We start from the raw sequence: 19,258 nt of genomic DNA on the forward strand, positions 1-19,258 counted from the left end.
ACGGACTGCTTCTCATTCAGTTTCAGCCAGCCGGATAAGCGATCGTTTCAACGCCGTTTTCCGTGCCGAGCAAGCACAGATTCGCGCCGCGCTCCGCGAACAGGCCGACCGTCACGACGCCCGGCCATGCGTTCACCTGTGCCTCGAAACCGCGCGGATCGGCGATCTGCAGGCCCTTCACGTCGATGATCTCGTTGCCGTTGTCGGTGATGTAGGGTGCGCCGTCCTTCGTCACGCGCAGCACGGGCACGCCGCCGAGCGCGGTCACGCGCCGGCCGATCGCCGTGCGCGCCATCGGTACGACCTCGATCGGCAGCGGGAACGCGCCGAGCACCGGCACGCGCTTGCTCGCGTCCGCAATGCAGACGAACGTGTCGGCCACCGACGCGACGATCTTCTCACGCGTCAGCGCGCCGCCGCCGCCCTTGATCATCGCGCCGCCGGCGTCGATCTCGTCGGCGCCGTCGACGTACACCTGCAGCGAGTCGATCTCGTTCAGGTCGAACACCTTGATGCCGTGCGATTTCAGGCGTTCGGTCGTGGCGACCGAGCTCGACACGGCGCCGCGATAGCGCGACTTGACGGCCGCGAGCGCGTCGATGAAGCAGTTGGCGGTCGAGCCGGTGCCGACACCGATCACGGCGCCTTCCGGCACGTTCTGGATCACGTAATCGGCGGCGGCCTGGCCGACGAGGCGTTTGAGTTCGTCTTGAGTCATGGCGTGGTAATGCTGCGGGATTGCTGAAAACCGCCAGTTTACCGGAGTCGGCGGACGCCCCCGCGTTTTTCGGCGTGCAATGCGCCGCGCATTCAGCGCGTGTCGGCCACCGGAGCGGGAACCGCCGTTTGCGCGCCGGGGAAGTACTTGTCGAGCAGCGCCTGCGCGATCGCGTCGCTTTCCGCGTCCGGGTCGCCCGCGTAGTCGGACGGCCGGAAATGCATCTGGAACGCCGCGAACACGCGCCGCGTGCGCGTGTCGAGCACGCCGTCGGTCGGCACGTCGTAGCCGTAGCGCGCGAGCTTGAGCTGCAGTTCGCGCACGTCGACCGGCGCGTGCGGGTCGCGGCCGCCGAGCCGCGCGGCAACGGTGGCGTCGTCCGGCCACGCGCCGATGCCTGCTTGCGCGAGCGCATGCCACGGGAACAGCGGCCCGGGATCGATCTTGCGTTGCGGCGCGATGTCGCTGTGCCCGACCACGCGCGTCGGCGCAATCCCGTAGCGCGCGACGATGTCCTTCGACAGGCGGATCAGCGCGTCGACCTGTTCGGGTGGATACGGCTGCCAGGTGCGCTGCTGCGGGTCGAGCGGGCCGCGGTTCACGTTCTCGATGCCGATCGACACCGCGTTCAGCTCGGTCGTGCCCTGCCACTCGCTGACGCCCGCGTGCCATGCACGCCGCGCTTCCGGAACGAGTTGGTGGACGACGGGCATCCCGCGCTCGGTGGGCGGCCGCGGCGGAACGACGTAGTGCACGCTGACCGAATCGCCGGTCAACGTGCGCAAGGATTTCGTCTCGTCGCTTTCGGTGTAGTGCATCACGAGAAAGCGAATCCGCGAATCGGCGCCGCGCGCGTGCAGGCTCGTGTCGGCGTAGTAGGTGCCGCGCTCGACGAGCGACGGCGACGTGCAGGCCGCCAGCAGGCCGAGCACGGCGCAGGAGATGCCGGCACGAAACAGGGTCATCGGTCGCGGGTTCCGGGTAGCCGCGTGCCGCCTTGCATCGGGGCACGCGTCGCTTGGGTGATTCGACGCCCGCGCATCGCGCGCGGGACGGGCGGACCCGGGGCTCAGCCCTTCACGCGCCGCTGGCGCACGGCTTCGTACAGGCACACGCCGCTCGCGACCGACACGTTCAGGCTTTCCACGCTGCCGGCCATCGGGATGCTCATCACTTCGTCGCAGGTGTCGCGCGTGAGCCGGCGCATGCCTTCGCCTTCCGCGCCCATCACGAGCGCGACCGGGCCGTCGAGCTTCGTTTCGTAGAGCGTCGCCGGCGCCTCGTCCGACGTCCCGATGATCCACACGCCGGCTTCCTTCAGCTCGCGCAGCGCACGGGCGAGGTTCGTCACGGTGATGTAGGGCACGGTATCGGCTGCACCGCTCGCCACCTTGGCGGCAGTCGCGTTCAGGCCGACCGCGCGATCGCGCGGCGCGATGACCGCGTGCGCGCCGGCCGAATCGGCGACCCGCAGGCAGGCGCCGAGATTGTGCGGATCGGTGACGCCGTCGAGCACGAGCAGCAGCGCAGGCCCGTTGATGCCGTCGAGCAGCTCGGACAGGTTCTGCGCGAGCGGCATGTCCTCGACGCGTGCGACGACGCCCTGGTGGCGCTCGGTATGCGCGAGACCCCACAGGCGCGTTTCGTCGGCTGCGATCAGCCGCACGCCCGCTTCCTTCGCGGCGTGCAGGAACTCCTGCATGCGGCGGTCGCGGCGCGTCTGGTCGTACAGCACCTCCGCCACCGTCGATGCATCGTGCCGCAAACGTGCGGTCACCGCATGAAAACCGTAAAGAACCTTCAGACGTGACATGACTGGAACAACCTTCGATCAAACAGGCGGCCGCGCGATTCGCGCAGCCGCGATCCATGGAAAAGGAAAGCGCCGCGTGGCCGGCCGATGGCCGATAACGCGGCGTCTTTCGATACTGCAGGGCGTGCGCACACGCCGCCCTGAACGCTCAGTACTTCTTGCGGGCGCGGGCCTTCTTCGCGGTCGGCTTCGCCGGCGCGCCGCCGCCACCGCCGCCCTTCTTCTTCGCGGCGCCACGTGCGGCGCGCGCTTCCTTCACCGCGACACTCGGCGCGCTCGCGGCCTTCTTGCCACGCGGCACGGTGTCCTCCACCGGCGGCAGCGCACGCACGCGCGGGCCGCTGCCGTTGCGATCGACGCCGGCAGCCGGTGCGGGCGACGGACGCGGCGCCTTCACCGGCGTATCGCGCACGAGGCGGAAATCGATCTTGCGCGCGTCGAGATCGACGCGGCTCACCTGCACGCGCACGCGGTCCGACAGGCGATAACGGATACCCGTGCGTTCGCCGCGCAGCTCGTTCTTGATCTCGTCGTACTGGAAGTAGTCGGAGCCGAGCTCCGTCACGTGCACGAGCCCTTCGATGAACAGCGTGTCGAGCTGCACGAAGATGCCGAACGACGTCACGCCGTTCACCATCCCGCCGTACTCCTCGCCGAGCTTGTCGCGCATGAAGTAGCACTTGAGCCACGCCTCGACGTCGCGCGACGCCTCGTCCGCACGGCGCTCGTTCGCCGAGCAGTGCAGGCCGAGCTCCTCCCAGATTGCCGTGTTCGAACGCGAGCGGCCGCGCGCCTCGTCGTCGGCCTGCTGCATCGCGCGGGCGCGCGGCGACAGCGCGGTGTTCAGCTCGAAGCCTTCCGGCGCCTTCGGCACGTACTTCTTGCCGGACAGGATCGCGTAGATCGCGCGATGCGTGAGCAGGTCCGGGTAGCGGCGGATCGGGCTCGTGAAGTGCGCGTACGCCTCGTATGCGAGACCGAAGTGGCCGATGTTGTCCGGGCTGTAGACGGCCTGCTGCATCGAGCGCAGCAGCATCGGCTGCAGCATCTGCGCGTCCGGCCGGTCGCGGATCTGCGCCATCAGCGCCGCGTAGTCGCTCGCGTGCGGCTTGTCGCCGCCGCCGAGCGACAGGCCCATGCCGCGCAGGAACGCACGCAGGTTCTCGAGCTTCTCCGGCGTCGGCCCCGCGTGCACGCGGTACAGGCCCGGATGCTTGTTGCGCTTCAGGAAATCGGCCGCGCAGACGTTCGCGGCCAGCATGCATTCCTCGATCAGCTTGTGCGCGTCGTTGCGCTGGCGCGGCACGATCTGCTCGATCTTGCCTTGCGAGTTGCAGACGATGTAGGTCTCGGTCGTGTCGAAATCGATCGCGCCGCGCTTTTGACGTGCGGCGAACAGCGACTTGTAGACGCCGTACAGATCCTGCAGGTGCGGCAGCAGATCCGCGCGGCGCGCGGCCTCCGGCCCCTTCGTGTTCGACAGCACGGCGGCGACTTCGGTGTACGTGAGGCGCGCCGCCGAATGGATCACGGCCGGATAGAACTGGTATGCCTTGATCTCGCCGCGCGCGGTGATCACCATGTCGCATGCGAGCACGCAGCGGTCGACCTGCGGGTTCAGCGAACAGAGCCCGTTCGACAGCTTCTCCGGCAGCATCGGGATCACGCGGCGCGGGAAGTAGACCGACGTGCTGCGCTCCAGCGCGTCGGCATCGAGGCCGCTGCCCGGCTGGACGTAGTGCGACACGTCGGCGATCGCGACGATCAGCCGGTAGCCGTCGCCGCGGCCGACCTTGACCGGCTCGCAGTAGACGGCATCGTCGAAGTCGCGCGCGTCCTCGCCGTCGATCGTCACGAGCGGCACGTCGCGCAGGTCGACGCGGAAACGCAGGTCGGCCGGCCGCACCTTGTCGGGCAGCGCGGCGGCTTCGTCGAGCGCCGGCTGACTGAATTCGTGCGGCACGCCGTACTTGCGCACCGCGATCTCGATTTCCATGCCCGGATCGTCGATATCGCCGAGCACCTCGACGACACGGCCGAGCGGCTGCGAATGGCGGCTCGGGAAATCGGTCAGCTCGACGACGACGACCTGCCCGACCTTCGCCTTCTTCACGTTCTGCGTGATCAGGATATCGTGGCCGATACGCTTGTCTTCCGGCGCGACGATCAGCGCACCGTTCTCGTTCAGCAGGCGGCCGATCACGCGCTTGTTCGCGCGCTCGGTGACTTCGACGACATGCCCTTCCGGGCGGCCGCGGCGATCGTAGCCGACGATCCGCGCGAGGACGCGATCGTTGTGCATCACCTTCTGCATTTCGCCGTTCGGGAGGAACAGGTCGTCCTGGCCGTCGTCGCGGATCACGAACCCGTAGCCGTCGCGATGCCCCTGCACACGCCCCGCGACGAAATTCGACGGATGGGTCAACTGATAGTGGCCGCGCTTGTCGAGGCGGATCTGGCCATCGCGCTCCATCGCGGCGACCCGTCGGAAGAACCCCTCGCGCTCCTGACGCTTGATCGACAGGGCTTCGGCGATGTCGTTGGCGGCTAGCGGCGCGTCGCTCGTACGCAGCACGCCGAGAATTTCTTCACGGCTCGGAATGGGGTACGGATATTTGCTCAAGGGTTTGTCGATGATTGTTCTCGTTGCGTTGACTGATGGTGCACGGCATCAACATAGAGGTGTCCGTCTGACAGTTCTATATTGACGGCGGCGGGTCATTCTATCACCCGCCCGTGTCGCCAAATGTCGGGAATGCCGCCCGCAGGCGCGGCGACGGCCGGTTTGCGATGCATCGCAAAAAAGTGTTGACAGGGATAATTGGGGCGCTATAATTTCGCTTCTTTGCAGCAAGCAGCTCCTGCAAAACGTGCCCAGGTGGCGGAATTGGTAGACGCACTAGGTTCAGGTCCTAGCGGTGGCAACATCGTGGAGGTTCGAGTCCTCTCCTGGGCACCATCGGTTTTTTAAAAGGTCGGCTTCTAGCCGGCCTTTTTTCATTTCCAGCCCAAGAAGCAAAGTGCTTCCGGCATTCAAAAAGGTCAGAGAAAGCCGACCTTTTTCGTTTGCCCGGCGGACGCCGCCGGCCGTACCGTACGCAGTCGCGCGCCAGCCCTCCCTTTCATCGGCTCAGGCGGCACGCGAGCAACCCGTTGCGTGTCGACACGAAACGCCAGACATCCGGCTGGTAATGAAGAGCAGCGAGCATCCGGCCACCATCGTGCACGGGATCACGACCGCGAAGATCCAGTGGAATGCACGGGAAAAGCGATCGTCGTTCTGGATCTTGAACTCGCCTTTGTTCGAGAGGGCCGCGGCCGGCAGCGACCTCCCCGCGACGCGAATCCCCTGCAGCGCGACATGCGACAGTTCGCGGTCCGAATTGCCGGTCCGAGCCATGGATCGCGTCGATACGGGGCCACGGGCACCGGAACCTCGCCGCGCAACGTTTTAGGAGGTGCGAGCGGGCGATCGAGCGCGACTGAATATTTTGGGAGCTCCGATGAAATTGTGTTGACAGCCACTCGGGACCAGCTATAATTGCGGTCTTTCGCATCGCAGCAAGCGAAACGTGCCCAGGTGGCGGAATTGGTAGACGCACTAGGTTCAGGTCCTAGCGGTGGCAACATCGTGGAGGTTCGAGTCCTCTCCTGGGCACCATCTGTTTTTTAAAAAGGTCGGCTTCTAGCCGGCCTTTTTTTCATTTCAAGCCCAGGAAGCAAAGCGCCTGCGCGCTTTGCGCGAGGGCTCGAAAGGCTGCGCTTGCAAGCGCAGCCGGGGTCGCGCTTGGGTGACCGAGTCCTCTCCTGGGCACCATATGTTTTTTAAAAAGGTCGGCTTCTAAGCCGGCCTTTTTCATTTCAAGCCCAGGAAGCAAAGCGCCTGTCTTCGGCCCTTATGTCGGCCGCTCCGATCGATAGCAGAATTTATCGGTTATCAATCACCCTCTCCCGTTGTTACGTTAGCCGCCTCGCTTTCAACGCATCCAACGAGGAGCCCCCTTCATGACGTCGATGAACCGCCGCGCGTTCGCACGCGCAATGCTGGCCGCAGGCCTCGCTGCCGCCGGCGTCCGCGCGCACGCCGAGAATGCGCCGGGCACATTGCGCATCGGCTACCAGAAGTCGTCGACGCTGATCACGCTGCTCAAGACGCGCGGCACGCTCGAGCAGGCGCTGACGCCGATCGGCCTGCGCGTGTCATGGCATGAATTCGCGAGCGGATTGCCGCTGACCGAAGCGCTCAATGTCGGCGCCGTCGACTTCAGTGCCGATGTGGCCGATACGGTCCCGGTCTTCGCACAGGCCGCGCATGCGCATTTCGTGTACGTCGCGCAGGAGGCGCCTTCGCCGAAAGCGCAGGCGATCGTCGTCAAGCAGGACAGCGCGCTGCGCACGCTCGCCGATCTCAAGGGCCGGCGTATCGCGGTCACCAAGGCGGCCGGCAGCCACTACCTGCTGCTTGCCGCGCTCGCACGCGCGAAGCTCGCGCCCGCCGAGGTGGCGATCCATTACCTGACGCCCGCGGACGGCCGCGCCGCGTTCGAGCGCGGCAGCGTGGACGCATGGATCACGTGGGACCCCTATGTCGCGTCGGTCGACCGGAATCCCGACGTACGGATCCTGGCCGACGGCAACGGACTCGCGTCGTACCAGCGCTATTACCTTGCATCGAGCAGCTTTGCCGCCGCGCGCCCCGACGTCGTCCAGATTCTGTTCGACCAACTGTCGCTGGCCGGCGCGTGGCTGCGCGACCATCCGCAGGAGGCCGCGAACACGCTCGCACCGATCTGGGGGCTCGATGCCGCGACGATCGCGCGGGCGAATGCGCGACGCAGTTACCTCGTCCGCGCGGTGACCACGCAAAACTTCGGCGAACAGCAGAAGATCGCCGATACGTTCCTGGCGGCTGGACTGCTACCCGCCCGCGTCGATACAAGCCAGGCGCAGCGCTGGAATTTCACCGCGAAGCGTGCGGAACCGGTCGGCGCGTGACGGCCTCGCGGCGCAATATTTTTATCGTCGCGAATGAAATTATGTTGACAGGCTCAATCAGCACGCTATAATTTCGGTCTTTCGCATCGCAGCAAGCGAAACGTGCCCAGGTGGCGGAATTGGTAGACGCACTAGGTTCAGGTCCTAGCGGTGGCAACATCGTGGAGGTTCGAGTCCTCTCCTGGGCACCATATGTTTTTAAAAAGGTCGGCTTCTAGCCGGCCTTTTTCATTTCAAGCCCAGGAAGCAAAGCGCCTGCGCGCTTTGCGCGAGGACTCAAAAGGCTGCGCTTGCAAGCCCGGCGCATGCAGGCCCGAGCGACAATCGCGACGCGCGGCCGGCCCCACTTTCACCAGACAAATCCGAAATTCCCGGCCGCGCGGCGAGCCGCGTGTGCCCTGCCCGGCGCGCCTTCCCGGCCGCAACCGGGATTTCCCTAGGCTGACAGGTCGCCGCTCACGCGGTTAAATAAATCAACGTGATTTATTTAATGCGCCGCCGAACGGCGCGCCATGGAAGGAGACGCCATGAGAAGCCCGCACTTCGGCCAGGGAAGCAATTCGGCCAACGTGCGCCGTTACAACGAGCGCCTGCTGCTGAAGACGCTGCGCCGCGCGGGCAGCGCATCGAAGGCCGATCTCGCCCGTCTCGCGAGCATGACGGGTACGGCGGTCGGCAGCATCATCGCATCGCTCGCCGACGCGAAGCTGATCCAGTTCGCCGGCCGCACCGAAGGCCAGCGCGGCCAACCCGCTTCGCTGATCCGTCTCGATCCGCGCGGCGCGTTCGGCATTGGCGTCCATCTCGACCGCATGCGCATCGAGACGGCGCTCGTCAACTTCGCCGGCGACGTGCTCGGCCGCCGCTCGCACGACACGCTGCTGCCCCCGCCCGCCGACGTGCTCGAAATCGTGCGTCGCGACATCGACGCGATGCAGGCCCTGCTCCCCGACCATGAACGCGCGCGCCTGACCGGCGTCGGCGTCGCGCAGCCGTACAACCTCGGCGCGTGGATGCGCGAGCTCGGTCTCGCGCCCGACACGTTTCACGCCTGGGAAGACGTCGATTTCGCGGCCGACCTCGGCCGCACGCTGTCTCTGCCCGTGTTCGGCGAAAACGACGGCAACGCGGCCGCGATCGCCGAACTGTTCTACGGGTACGGCCGGCAGTGCGACGACTTCGTCTACCTGTTCATCGGGCCGGCGATCGGCGGCGGCATCGCGATCGACGGCGACTGCCTGCGCGGCGTGACCGGCAATGCGGGCGACATCGCGGTGATTCCGGTGCCGCCGAGCCGGCTGGCCTCCGCGCCGCCGCCGCGCGGCCCGTGGGACATCCTGCTCGCACGCGCATCGCTGCATGCGCTCGTGCGCCACCTGCGCCATCACGGCGAGACGGTCGAGAACCGCGCCGATCTCGAAACATGCATCGCCCGCGGCCTGCCGGCCGTCGACGAATGGATCGACGACTGCGTCGACGCGCTCGCGCCGGCGTTGCGCGCGGTCCTGTGCGTGATCGACGCACCGGTGGTCGTGATCGATGCCGACACCGACGCGGGCCTGCTCGACGCGGTCACGACCCGCCTGCGCGCTGCGCTCGTGGCCACCGCGCCCGAGGCGCGCGGCACGCCGGTGCTCGTACGCGGCACGTTCGGCGCCGACGCCGGCGCGATCGGCGCCGCCACGCTGCCGATGTTTTTCAACTTCTCCCCGCGGGCCGGCATCCTCAAGGGCGCCCGCACCGATTCGCAGGAGGTCCACCATGTCGCGTTCTGAGTCGCCCCGTCCGCTGCTCGAAATGCGCGGGATCAGCAAGACGTTCCCGGCCGTACGCGCGCTCGACAACGTCAGCCTGACCGTCTATCCGGGCGAGATCCATTCGCTGATGGGCGAGAACGGCGCCGGCAAGTCGACGCTGATGAAGATCCTGTCGGGCGCATACCGCGCCGATGCCGGCGGCGAGATCCTGATCGACGGCGAACGCATCGACATCGACGGCCCGCTCGCCGCGCGCGATGCCGGCGTCGCGGTGATCTACCAGGAGCTGTGCCTGTCGCCGAACCTGACCGTCGCGGAAAACATCTACGTCGGCCGCGAACTGCGCCGCGGCAACCGGCGCTGGGGCACGATCGACCGCGCGGCGATGGCGCGCGGCTGCCAGGACGTGCTCGCGCGCCTGGGCGCCCCGTTCGGGCCCGACACGCTCGTCGACACGCTGTCGATCGCCGAACAGCAGCTCGTCGAAATCGCGCGCGCCGTGCACACCCGCGCCCGGATCCTCGTGATGGACGAGCCGACCACGCCGCTGTCGTCGCGCGAAACCGAACACCTGTTCCGACTGATCCGCCAGTTGCGCGAGGAAGGTCTCGCGATCATCTACATCAGCCACCGGATGGCGGAGATCTACGAGCTGTCCGATCGCGTGTCGGTGCTGCGCGACGGCACGTACGTCGGCACGCTGGAGCGCGAGGCGCTGTCGGCCGACCGGCTCGTCGGGATGATGGTCGGCCGCGACATCTCCGGTTTCTACAAGAAGGAACACGCGCCGTACGACCCCGGCCACCTGCTGCTGTCGGTCCGCGACATCGCCGACGGCGCGCGCGTGCGCGGCTGCAGCCTCGACTTGCACGCAGGCGAGGTGCTCGGCATCGCGGGGCTCGTCGGCGCGGGCCGCACCGAGCTCGCGCGGCTGATCTTCGGGGCCGAGCCGCGCGTGCGCGGCGACGTGAAGCTCGGCGAGCGCACGTTCGGCGCGCACTCGCCGCGCGACGCGATCGACGCGGGCCTCGTCTACCTGACGGAAGACCGCAAGCGCCAGGGCCTGTTCCTCGACATGAGCGTGCGCGACAACATCAACATCTCAGTGTGCAACCGCGATGCCCGGCTCGGCGCGCTCGACCTCGCGCGCGGCGCCGAACGTGCGCGCGACGCCATCGCATCGCTGTCGATCCGCGTCCCGCACGCGAACGTCAACGTCGGCGCGCTGTCGGGCGGCAACCAGCAGAAAGTGCTGCTGTCGCGCCTGCTCGAGACGAAGCCGCGCGTGCTGATCCTCGACGAACCGACACGCGGCGTCGACATCGGCGCGAAATCCGAGATCTACCGGATCATCAACGAACTGGCCCGTGCCGGCGTGGGCGTGATCGTGATCTCCAGCGAGCTGCCGGAAATCATCGGCGTCGCCGATCGCGTGCTCGTGATGCGCGAAGGCGAGATCGCGGGCGAACTCGGCGGACACACGCATACGCCGATCACGCAGGAAGCGATCATCGCGCTCGCCACCGGCTCGCAGGCCGAACTGGCCGACGCGCACTGAGCCGCCCTTTTCATTTCACTCTTACCTTCAGGCTACCGAAATGATCAACCCGACCAAGCAGCGGAACCTCGCTTCCGCGACCGCCCAACCGGTCGCCAACCGCACGCCCCTGATGCGCGGCGCCGATCATCGCGCCCGCATGCAATCGCTGATCCGCACGGCCGGCATGCTGCCGGTGCTGCTGGTCCTGTGCGTCGGCTTCGGCTTCCTGACCGACGGCTTCTTCACGTTGCAGAACCTGTCGATCGTCACGCAGCAGGCGTCGATCAACATCGTGCTCGCCGCCGGCATGACGTTCGTGATCCTGACGGGCGGCATCGACCTGTCGGTCGGCTCGGTGCTCGCCGCCGCGGCCGTCGCGGCGCTCATCGCGTCGACCGTTCCCGGCTGGGGCTGGCTCGGCGTGCCGTTCGCGCTCGTCGTCGGCCTCGTGTTCGGCGCGATCAACGGCGGGCTGATCTCGTTCCTGCGCCTGCCGCCGTTCATCGTCACGCTCGGCGCGATGACGGCCGTACGCGGCGTCGCGCGCCTGATCGGCAACGACACGACCGTGTTCAATCCGCAACTGCCGTTCGCGTTCATCGGCAACGGCTCGATCCTCGGCGTGCCGTGGCTCGTCGTGATCGCGTGCGCGGTGATCGCGATCTCGTGGTTCATCCTGCGCCGCACGGTGCTCGGGATGCGCATCTATTCGGTCGGCGGCAACCCCGAAGCCGCGCGCCTGTCGGGCATCAACGTGCGGGCGATCCAGATGTTCGTGTATGCGGCGTCGGGCCTGCTCGCCGGCCTCGGCGCGGTGATGTCGGCCGCGCGCCTGTATGCGGCCAACGGCCTGCAGCTCGGCCAGTCGTACGAGCTCGATGCGATCGCCGCGGTGATCCTCGGCGGCACGAGCTTCGTCGGCGGCGTCGGTTCGATCGTCGGCACGCTGATCGGCGCGCTGATCATCGCGGTGCTGACCAACGGCCTCGTGCTGCTCGGCGTGTCCGACATCTGGCAGTACATCATCAAGGGGCTGGTGATCATCGGCGCGGTCGCGCTCGACCGCTATCGCCAGCGCGACTCGGCCCGTACCTGACACGCTTTCCTCACCGCGCATTCCTTACCATTCCACCATCGCGGCGCAGGCAGGTCCTCCTGCGCCCGTTCGCCAACAGACCTCTCGGAGACACAACGACATGTTCAAGCACACCGCCGCCCTGACCGCCGTCGCCTGCGCACTCGCCTTCGGCGCCACCGCCGCCCAGGCAGCCGACAAGCCGCTGAAATCGATCGGCGTCACGGTCGGGTCGCTCGGCAATCCGTACTTCGTCACGATCGTGAAAGGCGCCGAAGCGCGAGCGAAGCAGCTCAACCCGAATGCGAAAGTCACGGCCGTATCGGCCGACTACGACCTGAACAAGCAGTTCACGCAGATCGACAACTTCATCTCCGCGCACGTCGACATGATCCTGCTCAACGCGACCGACCCGAAGGCGATCGAGCCGGCGGTGAAGAAGGCGCAGGCGGCCGGCATCACGGTCGTCGCGGTGGACGTCGCGGCGGCCGGCGCGAACGCGACCGTGCAGACCAACAACGTGAAGGCCGGCGAACTCGCGTGCGACTACCTCGCGAAGAAGCTGAACGGCAAGGGCAACGTGATCATCGAGAACGGCCCGCAGGTGTCGGCCGTGATCGACCGCGTGAACGGCTGCAAGACCGTGCTCGCGAAGAACCCGGGCATCAAGCTGCTGTCGAGTGACCAGGACGGCAAGGGCTCGCGCGAAGGCGGGATGAATGCGATGCAGGGCTACCTGACGCGCTTTCCGAAGCTCGACGGCGTGTTCACGATCAACGACCCGCAGGCGATCGGCACCGATCTCGCGGCGAAGCAGCTGAACCGCCCGAACATCGTGATCACGTCGGTCGACGGCGCGCCCGACATCGAGGTGGCGCTGAAGTCGAACACGCTCGTGCAGGCGTCGTCGAGCCAGGATCCGTGGGCGATGGCGCAGCAGGCGGTCAACGTCGGCTACGGGATCATGAACGGCCAGAAGCCGGCCAATCCGATGATCCTGATCGAGCCGACGCTCGTCACGCGCGACAACGTGAAGACCTACAAGGGCTGGAGCTCCCCGCGCTGATCGCGGCGACCGCGCCGCCCGCCCGCGAGGCCGGGCGGTGCCGGGCCGCGTCTGCGCGCGCGACGGCCGGCACTGCCCGCCTGTTCAGATCAACCGCTGTACGGCCGCGTGCGATGCCGCGGCACAAGGTTTCCCCATGACGACGACGTTTCCCCGCCTGATCGTGTTCGGCGAAGCGCTGACCGACTTCATCCGCGACGACGCGCAGCACTGGCGCAGCATCGCCGGCGGCTCGTGCTGGAACGTCGCGCGCGTCGGCGCGCGGCTCGGCGTGCCGACCGCCTTTGCCGGCACGGTCAGCCGCGATACCTTCGGCGACGAGCTGATGCGCAAGAGCGCCGACGCGGGGCTCGACATGCGCTTCATCCGGCAGGTCGACCGCGCACCGCTACTTGCGATGGTCGTGTCGAAGCAGCCGCCCCACTATTTCTTCATCGGCGAAAACAGCGCCGATCTCGCGTTCGATCCGGCCGACTTGCCGGCCGGCGCCTTCGACGCGGCCGACATCGTGCACGTCGGCTCGCTCGGCGTCGTGCGCGAGCCGCTCGCGTCGCGCCTGATCGAACTCGCGCAGGCCGCGCGGGCGGCCGGCAAGCGGATCTCGTTCGATCCGAACTTCCGCGCGCCGATGGCCACGCCGTCGTACCGCGACACGCTGCACCAGCTGAGCGCGCTCGCCGACTGGATCAAGGTATCCGACGAAGACCTGCGCGGGCTCTTTCCCGAACTCGACGAAGCGGCCGCGCTCGCGCAACTGCGTGCATGGGCACCCGACGCGACGATGCTCGTCACGCGCGGCGCAGCCGGCATGCAACTGCTGCATCGCGATACCGTGCTGTTCCAGCCCGCGTTCCCGACCGAGGTCGCCGACACGGTCGGCTGTGGCGACGCGAGCATCGGCGGCTGGCTCGCGAGCCAGCTCGCCCGGCCCGACGCGTCGGCCGCCGAGCATCTGCGCTACGCGGCCGCTTGCGCGGCCGTCGTCTGCGAGCATGCGGGCGCCTATGCGCCGACGGCCGCGGAAGTGGCCGGCATGATCGAGCGCACCGGCGCCGGCGCCGGCGCCGCGCTTTCGCAATAGACGGCGCCGACGCGCGGCGCGGGCGGTGCGTCAAGCGCCGCGAAATGATCGGGCTGCGGCGAGTCGGCGTCGGGGCGGATCGTCCTCGAGCCCCGTCAGCGCCTTACGCGTGATCGCGCGAACCGTTGATCCATCACGACCGCGATACGCATCCGGTTGACGATCTCCGACATCCGCCACGTGCGCGACGCCGCGCTACGCGCGCAAATCGTCGCGTTCGAGGCGATGACGAATGTAAGGAATGCCATCGTGCACGACGCTCACACGCCGCATGCCGAGCTTGCGCGCCACGTTCAGCGAGCCGCCGTTGGCCTCCGCGATATCGGCGATCACGCGCGGCAGGCGCAAGGTATCGAACGCGTGCCGCACGACGGCCGCCGCGGCTTCGCTCGCGATGCCGCGCCCCCACGTCGCCCGCACGAGCCGCCAGCCGATCTCGACGTCGCGCGAGCCGTCCTTGTAGTCGGGAATCAGCAGGATCCAGCCGACGAACACCTCGGGCGCGGCCTTCTCGAAGATCGACCAGTAACCGAGGCCCGGCGGATAATCGCGCGTGATCCGATGCGTGACGAAGCGGCGATGCTCGACGGGGTCGTGCCACGGGCCCGCGATATGCCGCGTGACCTCGGGATCGCGATCCATCTCGAGGCATGCATCGAGATCGGCCAGCACACGTGGACGCAGCCACAGCCTCGCGGTTTCGAGCGCGGGCAACGGGGCGGCGGAATGGTCGTTCATCCGGACTCCTGATTCGGTGACGATGCGCATCGAATGCATTACAGAACTGATACAAAAAGCCTTCCAGAATGATACAGGCACCTGTCGCGTGCCTCGCGCGGTGCCGTTTCCGTTTCCGAAACAGTGCATTTCGTAGGGATTATTCCCGATTCGGGCGTATCGCGCCCCACGTCGCGCGGTGCGCAAGCCTACACTCGATCAGTGCGCCCCGCATCGCGCGCGAGCGGGCCGGCATCCGCATGCCTGTCGCGAGCGCGCAAGCCAACGAGGAGACCCGGACATGAGCTGGACCCGCGAGCAACGCAACGTCACGATCGCCGCCTACCTGGGCTGGACGCTCGATGCGTTCGATTTTTTCCTGATGGTTTTCGTGCTGAAGGACATTGCCGCTGAATTCGCGTCGACGATCCCCGCCGTCGCGTTCGCGCTCACGCTCACGCTCGCGATGCGCCCGCTCGGCGCGCTGATCTTCGGCCGGCTCGCCGATCGCTTCGGTCGCCGCCCGACGCTGATGGTCAACATCGCGTGCTATTCGCTGCTCGAGCTTGCGTCGGGTTTCGCGCCGAGCCTGACCGCGCTGCTCGTGCTGCGCGCGCTGTTCGGCATCGCGATGGGCGGCGAATGGGGCGTCGGGTCCGCACTGACCATGGAAACCGTGCCGACCCACGCGCGCGGCGTCGTGTCCGGGCTGCTGCAGGCCGGCTATCCGAGCGGCTATCTGCTCGCGTCGGTCGTGTTCGGCCTGTTCTACCAATACATCGGCTGGCGCGGGATGTTCATGGTCGGCGTGCTGCCCGCGCTGCTCGTGCTGTACGTGCGCGCGCACGTGCCCGAATCGCCGGCGTGGAAACAGATGGAGAAGCGAGCGCGCCCGAGCCTCGGCGCCACGCTGAAGCAGAACTGGAAAGTCACGCTCTACGCGATCGTGCTGATGACCGCATTCAACTTCTTCTCGCATGGCACGCAGGATCTCTATCCGACCTTCCTGCGCGAACAGCATCACTTCGATCCGCATACCGTGTCATGGATCACGATCGTGCTGAACGTCGGCGCGATCGTCGGCGGCCTGGCGTTCGGCGCGATCTCGGAGCGGATCGGCCGGCGTCGCGCGATCTTCATCGCCGCGCTGATCGCGCTGCCCGTGCTGCCGCTGTGGGCGTTCTCGAGCGGCGCGATCGCGCTCGCCGCCGGCGCGTTCCTGATGCAGATCTCGGTACAGGGCGCGTGGGGCGTGATACCGGTTCACCTGAACGAGATCTCGCCCGACGAAATCCGCGCGACCTTCCCCGGCGTCGTCTACCAGCTCGGCAACCTGCTCGCGTCGGGCAACGCGACGATGCAGGCGTCGCTCGCCGTATCGAACGACAACAATTACGGCTTCGCGCTGGCGCTCGTGGCCGGCATCGTCGCCGTCGCGATCGCGGTGCTGATCCTGTTCAGCCGCGAACGGCGCGGCATCGACATGACGCAATCGGTCAATACGCGTAGCACGGTCGCGTGAACCCGCATGTTGCGGCACCGCATCATCGCTCGCGCCCCGCCCGGCCGCGAGCGGATGCCGCGCTTTCCGCACCTGCACATCGAACTAGAGGAATTGGTCCAGATTCCGCGCTTGCCCCCTCCACCCGCGTTTTTTTATCTTAATAAAAACGACTGTTTGAATCGAACAATCAAAATCACCTGTTCGCGGCCGGGAAACCGGCATGGGAGGCGGAACATGGCAGTAAGTCAGGAGGGGCGGCCATCTTCGGGACGGCCGTCCGGGGCCCGGTCATCCGGCACGCGGCAGACCGGCGGGACGAAGGCCCGCATTCTCGATGCGGCCGAGGATCTGTTCATCGAACATGGCTTCGAGGCGATGTCGATGCGGCAGATCACGTCGCGCGCGGCGGTCAATCTCGCCGCGGTCAACTACCACTTCGGCAGCAAGGAAGCGCTGATCCACGCGATGCTGTCGCGCCGGCTCGATCAGTTGAACCAGGAACGCCTCGGCATCCTCGACCGCTTCGACGCGCAGCTCGGTGCGCACATCACCTGCGAGCACGTGCTCGGCGCGATGTTCATTCCGGCGCTGAAGGCGTCGCGCAACCCCGAACGCGGCGGGCCCGGGTTCCTGCGGCTGATCGGCCGTGCATACACCGACCCTTCGCCGTTCGTGCGCAACTTCCTGACCGCGCACTACGCGAGCGTCGCGGGCCGCTTCTTCGACGCCTTCCAGCGCGCGCTGCCGCACCTGCCGCGCACCGAGCTCGGCTGGCGGCTGCACTTCGCGATCGGCGCGCTGTCCGGCGCGCTCGCGGGCGCCGAAACGGAAAGCCTGATCGACGAATTCTCGCAAGGCCGCACGATGAACGACGTGCAGATGATCGCGCGGCTGTCGTCGCTGATCGTCGCCGCGCTGAAGGCGCCGATGCCCGACAGCGCGCAACTGTCGATCTTCGCGGCCGTGCTCGACGACGCGGGCGCAAGCGAAGCGTTCGGGCTGCCGCAGTCGTGCGCGGCGACGACCGCCGAGACGGCCACGCTGCATTCCACGAACTGAGCGCGCGAGGCCAACGCGCGGCTGCCTGTTCACGATTTGATTGATACGCGCGGTCAGGCGCGGCGTCGAGACGCCCGCGCCGGCCAGCCGCGAAGCACGGGGCATGGGCACGCGCCGAAGCGCGGCCCTCGCCGAGAGCCAAGACCGGAGACACGTCATGTCATCTTCCGCAGCACCCACCTCGGCCCAGCTTCCGCCGAACACCGACGGCATCTGGTACGCGTCGTACCCGCCCGGCGTCCCGCACGAGATCGACGTCACGCAATACGCGTCGCTCGTGCAGTTCTTCGACGAATGCACGACCCGCTTCGCCGAGCGCGTCGCCTACGTGAGCGCCGGCGCGTCGATGACCTACCGCACGCTCGCGCGGAAGGTCGACGCGTTCGCGTCGTATCTGCAAAGCCTCGGCGTGAAGCCCGGCGACCGCGTCGCGATCATGCTGCCGAACACGTTCCAGTATCCGGTCGCGCTGTTCGGCGCGCTGAAGGCCGGCGCGATCGTCGTCAACGTGAATCCGCTCTATACCGTGCGCGAGCTCGCGCACCAGTTGAAGGACAGCGGCGCGCAGACGATCGTCGTGTTCGAGAACTTCGCGCGCACGCTGCAGGACGCGCTGCCCGAAACGCAGGTGAAGCACATCGTCGTCACCGCGCTCGGCGACCTGCTCGCCGACGGCTTCAACGCGAAAGGACGCCTGATCAATTTCGTGCTGAAGCACGTGAAGAAGCTCGTGCCGGCCTACCACCTGCCGCAGGCGATCCGGCTGCGCTCCGCCCTCGCGCTCGGCGCGCGCGGCAAGCCGCAGCCGGTGCCGACCACGCGCGACGATCTCGCGTTCCTGCAGTACACGGGCGGCACGACCGGCGTCGCGAAAGGCGCGATGCTCACGCACGGCAACCTGATCGCGAACCTGCTGCAGGCGAAGGCCTGGATCGCCGACCAGGTGTCGGGCGACGTCGAAACCGTGCTCACGCCGCTACCGCTCTATCACATCTATTCGCTGACGGTGAACGCGTTCATCTTCATGGGGCTCGGCGGGCGCAACATCCTGATCGCGAACCCGCGCGACATGAAGATGGTGATGAAGATCATCCGCCACGAGACGTTCACGGGAATCACCGGCATCAACACGCTGTACAACGCGTTCCTCGACAACGAGGAATTCCGCAAGCGCGACTTCTCGAAGCTCAAGCTCGCGATGGCGGGCGGGATGGCGATGCAGCGCGCGGTCGCGGAGCGCTTCCAGCAAGTGACGGGCCGGCCGGTGGTCGAAGGCTACGGCCTCACCGAATGCTCGCCGATCGTCACGATGAACCCCGTGGACCTGAACGACATGGCCGCGTTCAGCGGTTCCATCGGCCTGCCCGCGCCGTCGACCCTCGTGCGCTTTCGCCGCGAGGACGGCACCTGGGCCGCCATCGGCGAGCCCGGCGAGCTGTGCGTGCACGGCCCGCAGGTGATGCGCGGCTACTGGCAGCGCCCCGACGAGACGGCCAAGGTGCTGGATGCCGACGGCTGGCTCGCCACCGGCGACATCGGCGTGATGGACGAGCGCGGCTTCATCCGCCTGATCGACCGCAAGAAGGACATGATCCTCGTGTCGGGCTTCAACGTGTATCCGAACGAGATCGAGGAAGTGCTCGTGATGCATCCCGGCATCAGCGAGGCCGCGGCGATCGGCATTCCGGACGCGGTACAGGGCGAGCGGATCAAGGTGTTCGTCGTGCGCCGCGACCCGTCGCTGACGGCCGAGGACGTGCTCGCGCACTGCCGCAAGAACCTGACCGGCTACAAGATGCCGAAGTTCGTCGAGTTCCGCGACGCACTGCCGCAGACGAACGTCGGCAAGATCCTGCGCCGCGCGCTGCGCGACGAGGAACTCGCCAAACTCAATGCCGCGAAGCAGAGCTGAACGATCCATCGCTCCGGGAGA

General features: G+C 67.2%; 15 protein-coding genes and 3 tRNA genes. 12 read left to right on the forward strand and 6 right to left on the reverse strand.

Features of this window, described 5'->3' with window-relative positions; all coding sequences use genetic code 11:
• Positions 1 to 22: 22 nt before the first annotated feature.
• From rpiA to rnr, 4 genes are all read right to left on the reverse strand, one after another.
• Positions 23 to 718 carry a ribose-5-phosphate isomerase RpiA gene (gene rpiA / locus C5F75_RS11120; protein WP_059584323.1) on the reverse strand — a complete coding sequence of 232 codons (696 nt, stop codon included), beginning with the start codon at positions 716 to 718 and terminating at the stop codon, positions 23 to 25.
• A 92-nt stretch (positions 719 to 810) separates the two neighbouring features.
• The gene (locus C5F75_RS11125) at positions 811 to 1,683 is read right to left on the reverse strand and encodes an N-acetylmuramoyl-L-alanine amidase (RefSeq protein ID WP_059584325.1); all 873 of its coding nucleotides are present in this window, start codon (positions 1,681 to 1,683) and stop codon (positions 811 to 813) included.
• 104 nt (positions 1,684 to 1,787) lie between these two features.
• A complete protein-coding gene (rlmB, locus tag C5F75_RS11130) occupies positions 1,788 to 2,531 on the reverse strand; it encodes a 23S rRNA (guanosine(2251)-2'-O)-methyltransferase RlmB (protein ID WP_006484150.1) in 744 nt (247 codons plus the stop codon).
• 148 nt (positions 2,532 to 2,679) lie between these two features.
• Positions 2,680 to 5,154, reverse strand: a complete 2,475-nt coding sequence (gene rnr, locus C5F75_RS11135; protein ID WP_059584327.1) for a ribonuclease R — start codon at positions 5,152 to 5,154, stop codon at positions 2,680 to 2,682.
• A 249-nt stretch (positions 5,155 to 5,403) separates the two neighbouring features.
• On the opposite strand from rnr, the gene C5F75_RS11140 reads away from it, so the two are divergent.
• Positions 5,404 to 5,490 (forward strand) — tRNA-Leu (locus C5F75_RS11140).
• A gap of 171 nt (positions 5,491 to 5,661) precedes the next feature.
• On the opposite strand, the gene C5F75_RS11145 is transcribed toward C5F75_RS11140, so the two are convergent.
• A complete protein-coding gene (locus tag C5F75_RS11145) occupies positions 5,662 to 5,931 on the reverse strand; it encodes a hypothetical protein (protein ID WP_059575694.1) in 270 nt (89 codons plus the stop codon).
• A 174-nt stretch (positions 5,932 to 6,105) separates the two neighbouring features.
• On the opposite strand from C5F75_RS11145, the gene C5F75_RS11150 reads away from it, so the two are divergent.
• The 8 genes from C5F75_RS11150 to C5F75_RS11185 all read left to right on the forward strand — a co-directional run bounded on the left by C5F75_RS11150 (position 6,106) and on the right by C5F75_RS11185 (position 14,045).
• A tRNA-Leu gene (locus C5F75_RS11150) sits at positions 6,106 to 6,192 on the forward strand.
• Positions 6,193 to 6,536: 344 nt separating this feature from the next.
• A complete protein-coding gene (locus C5F75_RS11155; protein ID WP_059575696.1) occupies positions 6,537 to 7,526 on the forward strand; it encodes an aliphatic sulfonate ABC transporter substrate-binding protein in 990 nt (329 codons plus the stop codon).
• 104 nt (positions 7,527 to 7,630) lie between these two features.
• Positions 7,631 to 7,717 (forward strand) — tRNA-Leu (locus C5F75_RS11160).
• 336 nt (positions 7,718 to 8,053) lie between these two features.
• Entirely contained in the window at positions 8,054 to 9,301 is a 1,248-nt protein-coding gene (locus C5F75_RS11165; RefSeq protein WP_059575960.1) for an ROK family protein, read from the forward strand.
• Positions 9,288 to 10,841, forward strand: a complete 1,554-nt coding sequence (locus C5F75_RS11170) for a sugar ABC transporter ATP-binding protein (RefSeq protein WP_059575699.1) — start codon at positions 9,288 to 9,290, stop codon at positions 10,839 to 10,841. The genes C5F75_RS11165 and C5F75_RS11170 overlap by 14 nt, the downstream gene beginning before the upstream one ends.
• 40 nt (positions 10,842 to 10,881) lie before the next feature.
• A complete protein-coding gene (locus tag C5F75_RS11175) occupies positions 10,882 to 11,919 on the forward strand; it encodes an ABC transporter permease subunit (protein ID WP_104012235.1) in 1,038 nt (345 codons plus the stop codon).
• Between the two features lie 100 nt (positions 11,920 to 12,019).
• Positions 12,020 to 12,964, forward strand: a complete 945-nt coding sequence (locus C5F75_RS11180; protein WP_059575703.1) for an ABC transporter substrate-binding protein — start codon at positions 12,020 to 12,022, stop codon at positions 12,962 to 12,964.
• A gap of 136 nt (positions 12,965 to 13,100) precedes the next feature.
• Complete coding sequence (locus tag C5F75_RS11185) at positions 13,101 to 14,045, forward strand: carbohydrate kinase family protein (protein WP_089464722.1); 945 nt, start codon at positions 13,101 to 13,103, stop codon at positions 14,043 to 14,045.
• A gap of 195 nt (positions 14,046 to 14,240) precedes the next feature.
• On the opposite strand, the gene C5F75_RS11190 is transcribed toward C5F75_RS11185, so the two are convergent.
• Entirely contained in the window at positions 14,241 to 14,783 is a 543-nt protein-coding gene (locus C5F75_RS11190; protein ID WP_060010065.1) for a GNAT family N-acetyltransferase, read from the reverse strand.
• Positions 14,784 to 15,063: 280 nt separating this feature from the next.
• Here C5F75_RS11190 and C5F75_RS11195 point away from each other — a divergent pair, with 280 nt between their 5' ends.
• The 3 genes from C5F75_RS11195 (at position 15,064) to C5F75_RS11205 (ending at position 19,237) form a co-directional block, all read left to right on the forward strand.
• The gene (locus tag C5F75_RS11195; protein ID WP_089464721.1) at positions 15,064 to 16,284 is read left to right on the forward strand and encodes an MFS transporter; all 1,221 of its coding nucleotides are present in this window, start codon (positions 15,064 to 15,066) and stop codon (positions 16,282 to 16,284) included.
• Positions 16,285 to 16,500: 216 nt separating this feature from the next.
• Entirely contained in the window at positions 16,501 to 17,325 is an 825-nt protein-coding gene (locus tag C5F75_RS11200; protein WP_059575710.1) for a TetR/AcrR family transcriptional regulator, read from the forward strand.
• Positions 17,326 to 17,482: 157 nt separating this feature from the next.
• Positions 17,483 to 19,237 carry an AMP-binding protein gene (locus tag C5F75_RS11205; protein WP_060010068.1) on the forward strand — a complete coding sequence of 585 codons (1,755 nt, stop codon included), beginning with the start codon at positions 17,483 to 17,485 and terminating at the stop codon, positions 19,235 to 19,237.
• Positions 19,238 to 19,258: the final 21 nt, after the last annotated feature.

Source organism: Burkholderia anthinoferrum (genome assembly GCF_002925705.1).
GTDB classification, from domain to species: Bacteria; Pseudomonadota; Gammaproteobacteria; order Burkholderiales; family Burkholderiaceae; genus Burkholderia; species Burkholderia semiarida.

What these genes read in the sequence shown, in the direction of transcription:
- C5F75_RS11205 (WP_060010068.1), top strand. Translation starts at nt 17,483, where the DNA reads ATGTCATCTTCCGCAGCACCCACCTCGGCCCAGCTTCCGCCGAACACC.
- C5F75_RS11165 (WP_059575960.1), top strand. Translation starts at nt 8,054, where the DNA reads ATGAGAAGCCCGCACTTCGGCCAGGGAAGCAATTCGGCCAACGTGCGC.
- C5F75_RS11180 (WP_059575703.1), top strand. Translation starts at nt 12,020, where the DNA reads ATGTTCAAGCACACCGCCGCCCTGACCGCCGTCGCCTGCGCACTCGCC.
- rpiA (WP_059584323.1), bottom strand. Translation starts at nt 718, where the DNA reads ATGACTCAAGACGAACTCAAACGCCTCGTCGGCCAGGCCGCCGCCGAT.
- C5F75_RS11200 (WP_059575710.1), top strand. Translation starts at nt 16,501, where the DNA reads ATGGCAGTAAGTCAGGAGGGGCGGCCATCTTCGGGACGGCCGTCCGGG.
- rlmB (WP_006484150.1), bottom strand. Translation starts at nt 2,531, where the DNA reads ATGTCACGTCTGAAGGTTCTTTACGGTTTTCATGCGGTGACCGCACGT.
- C5F75_RS11195 (WP_089464721.1), top strand. Translation starts at nt 15,064, where the DNA reads ATGAGCTGGACCCGCGAGCAACGCAACGTCACGATCGCCGCCTACCTG.
- C5F75_RS11155 (WP_059575696.1), top strand. Translation starts at nt 6,537, where the DNA reads ATGACGTCGATGAACCGCCGCGCGTTCGCACGCGCAATGCTGGCCGCA.
- C5F75_RS11190 (WP_060010065.1), bottom strand. Translation starts at nt 14,783, where the DNA reads ATGAACGACCATTCCGCCGCCCCGTTGCCCGCGCTCGAAACCGCGAGG.
- C5F75_RS11145 (WP_059575694.1), bottom strand. Translation starts at nt 5,931, where the DNA reads ATGGCTCGGACCGGCAATTCGGACCGCGAACTGTCGCATGTCGCGCTG.
- C5F75_RS11175 (WP_104012235.1), top strand. Translation starts at nt 10,882, where the DNA reads ATGATCAACCCGACCAAGCAGCGGAACCTCGCTTCCGCGACCGCCCAA.
- C5F75_RS11125 (WP_059584325.1), bottom strand. Translation starts at nt 1,683, where the DNA reads ATGACCCTGTTTCGTGCCGGCATCTCCTGCGCCGTGCTCGGCCTGCTG.
- C5F75_RS11170 (WP_059575699.1), top strand. Translation starts at nt 9,288, where the DNA reads ATGTCGCGTTCTGAGTCGCCCCGTCCGCTGCTCGAAATGCGCGGGATC.
- C5F75_RS11185 (WP_089464722.1), top strand. Translation starts at nt 13,101, where the DNA reads ATGACGACGACGTTTCCCCGCCTGATCGTGTTCGGCGAAGCGCTGACC.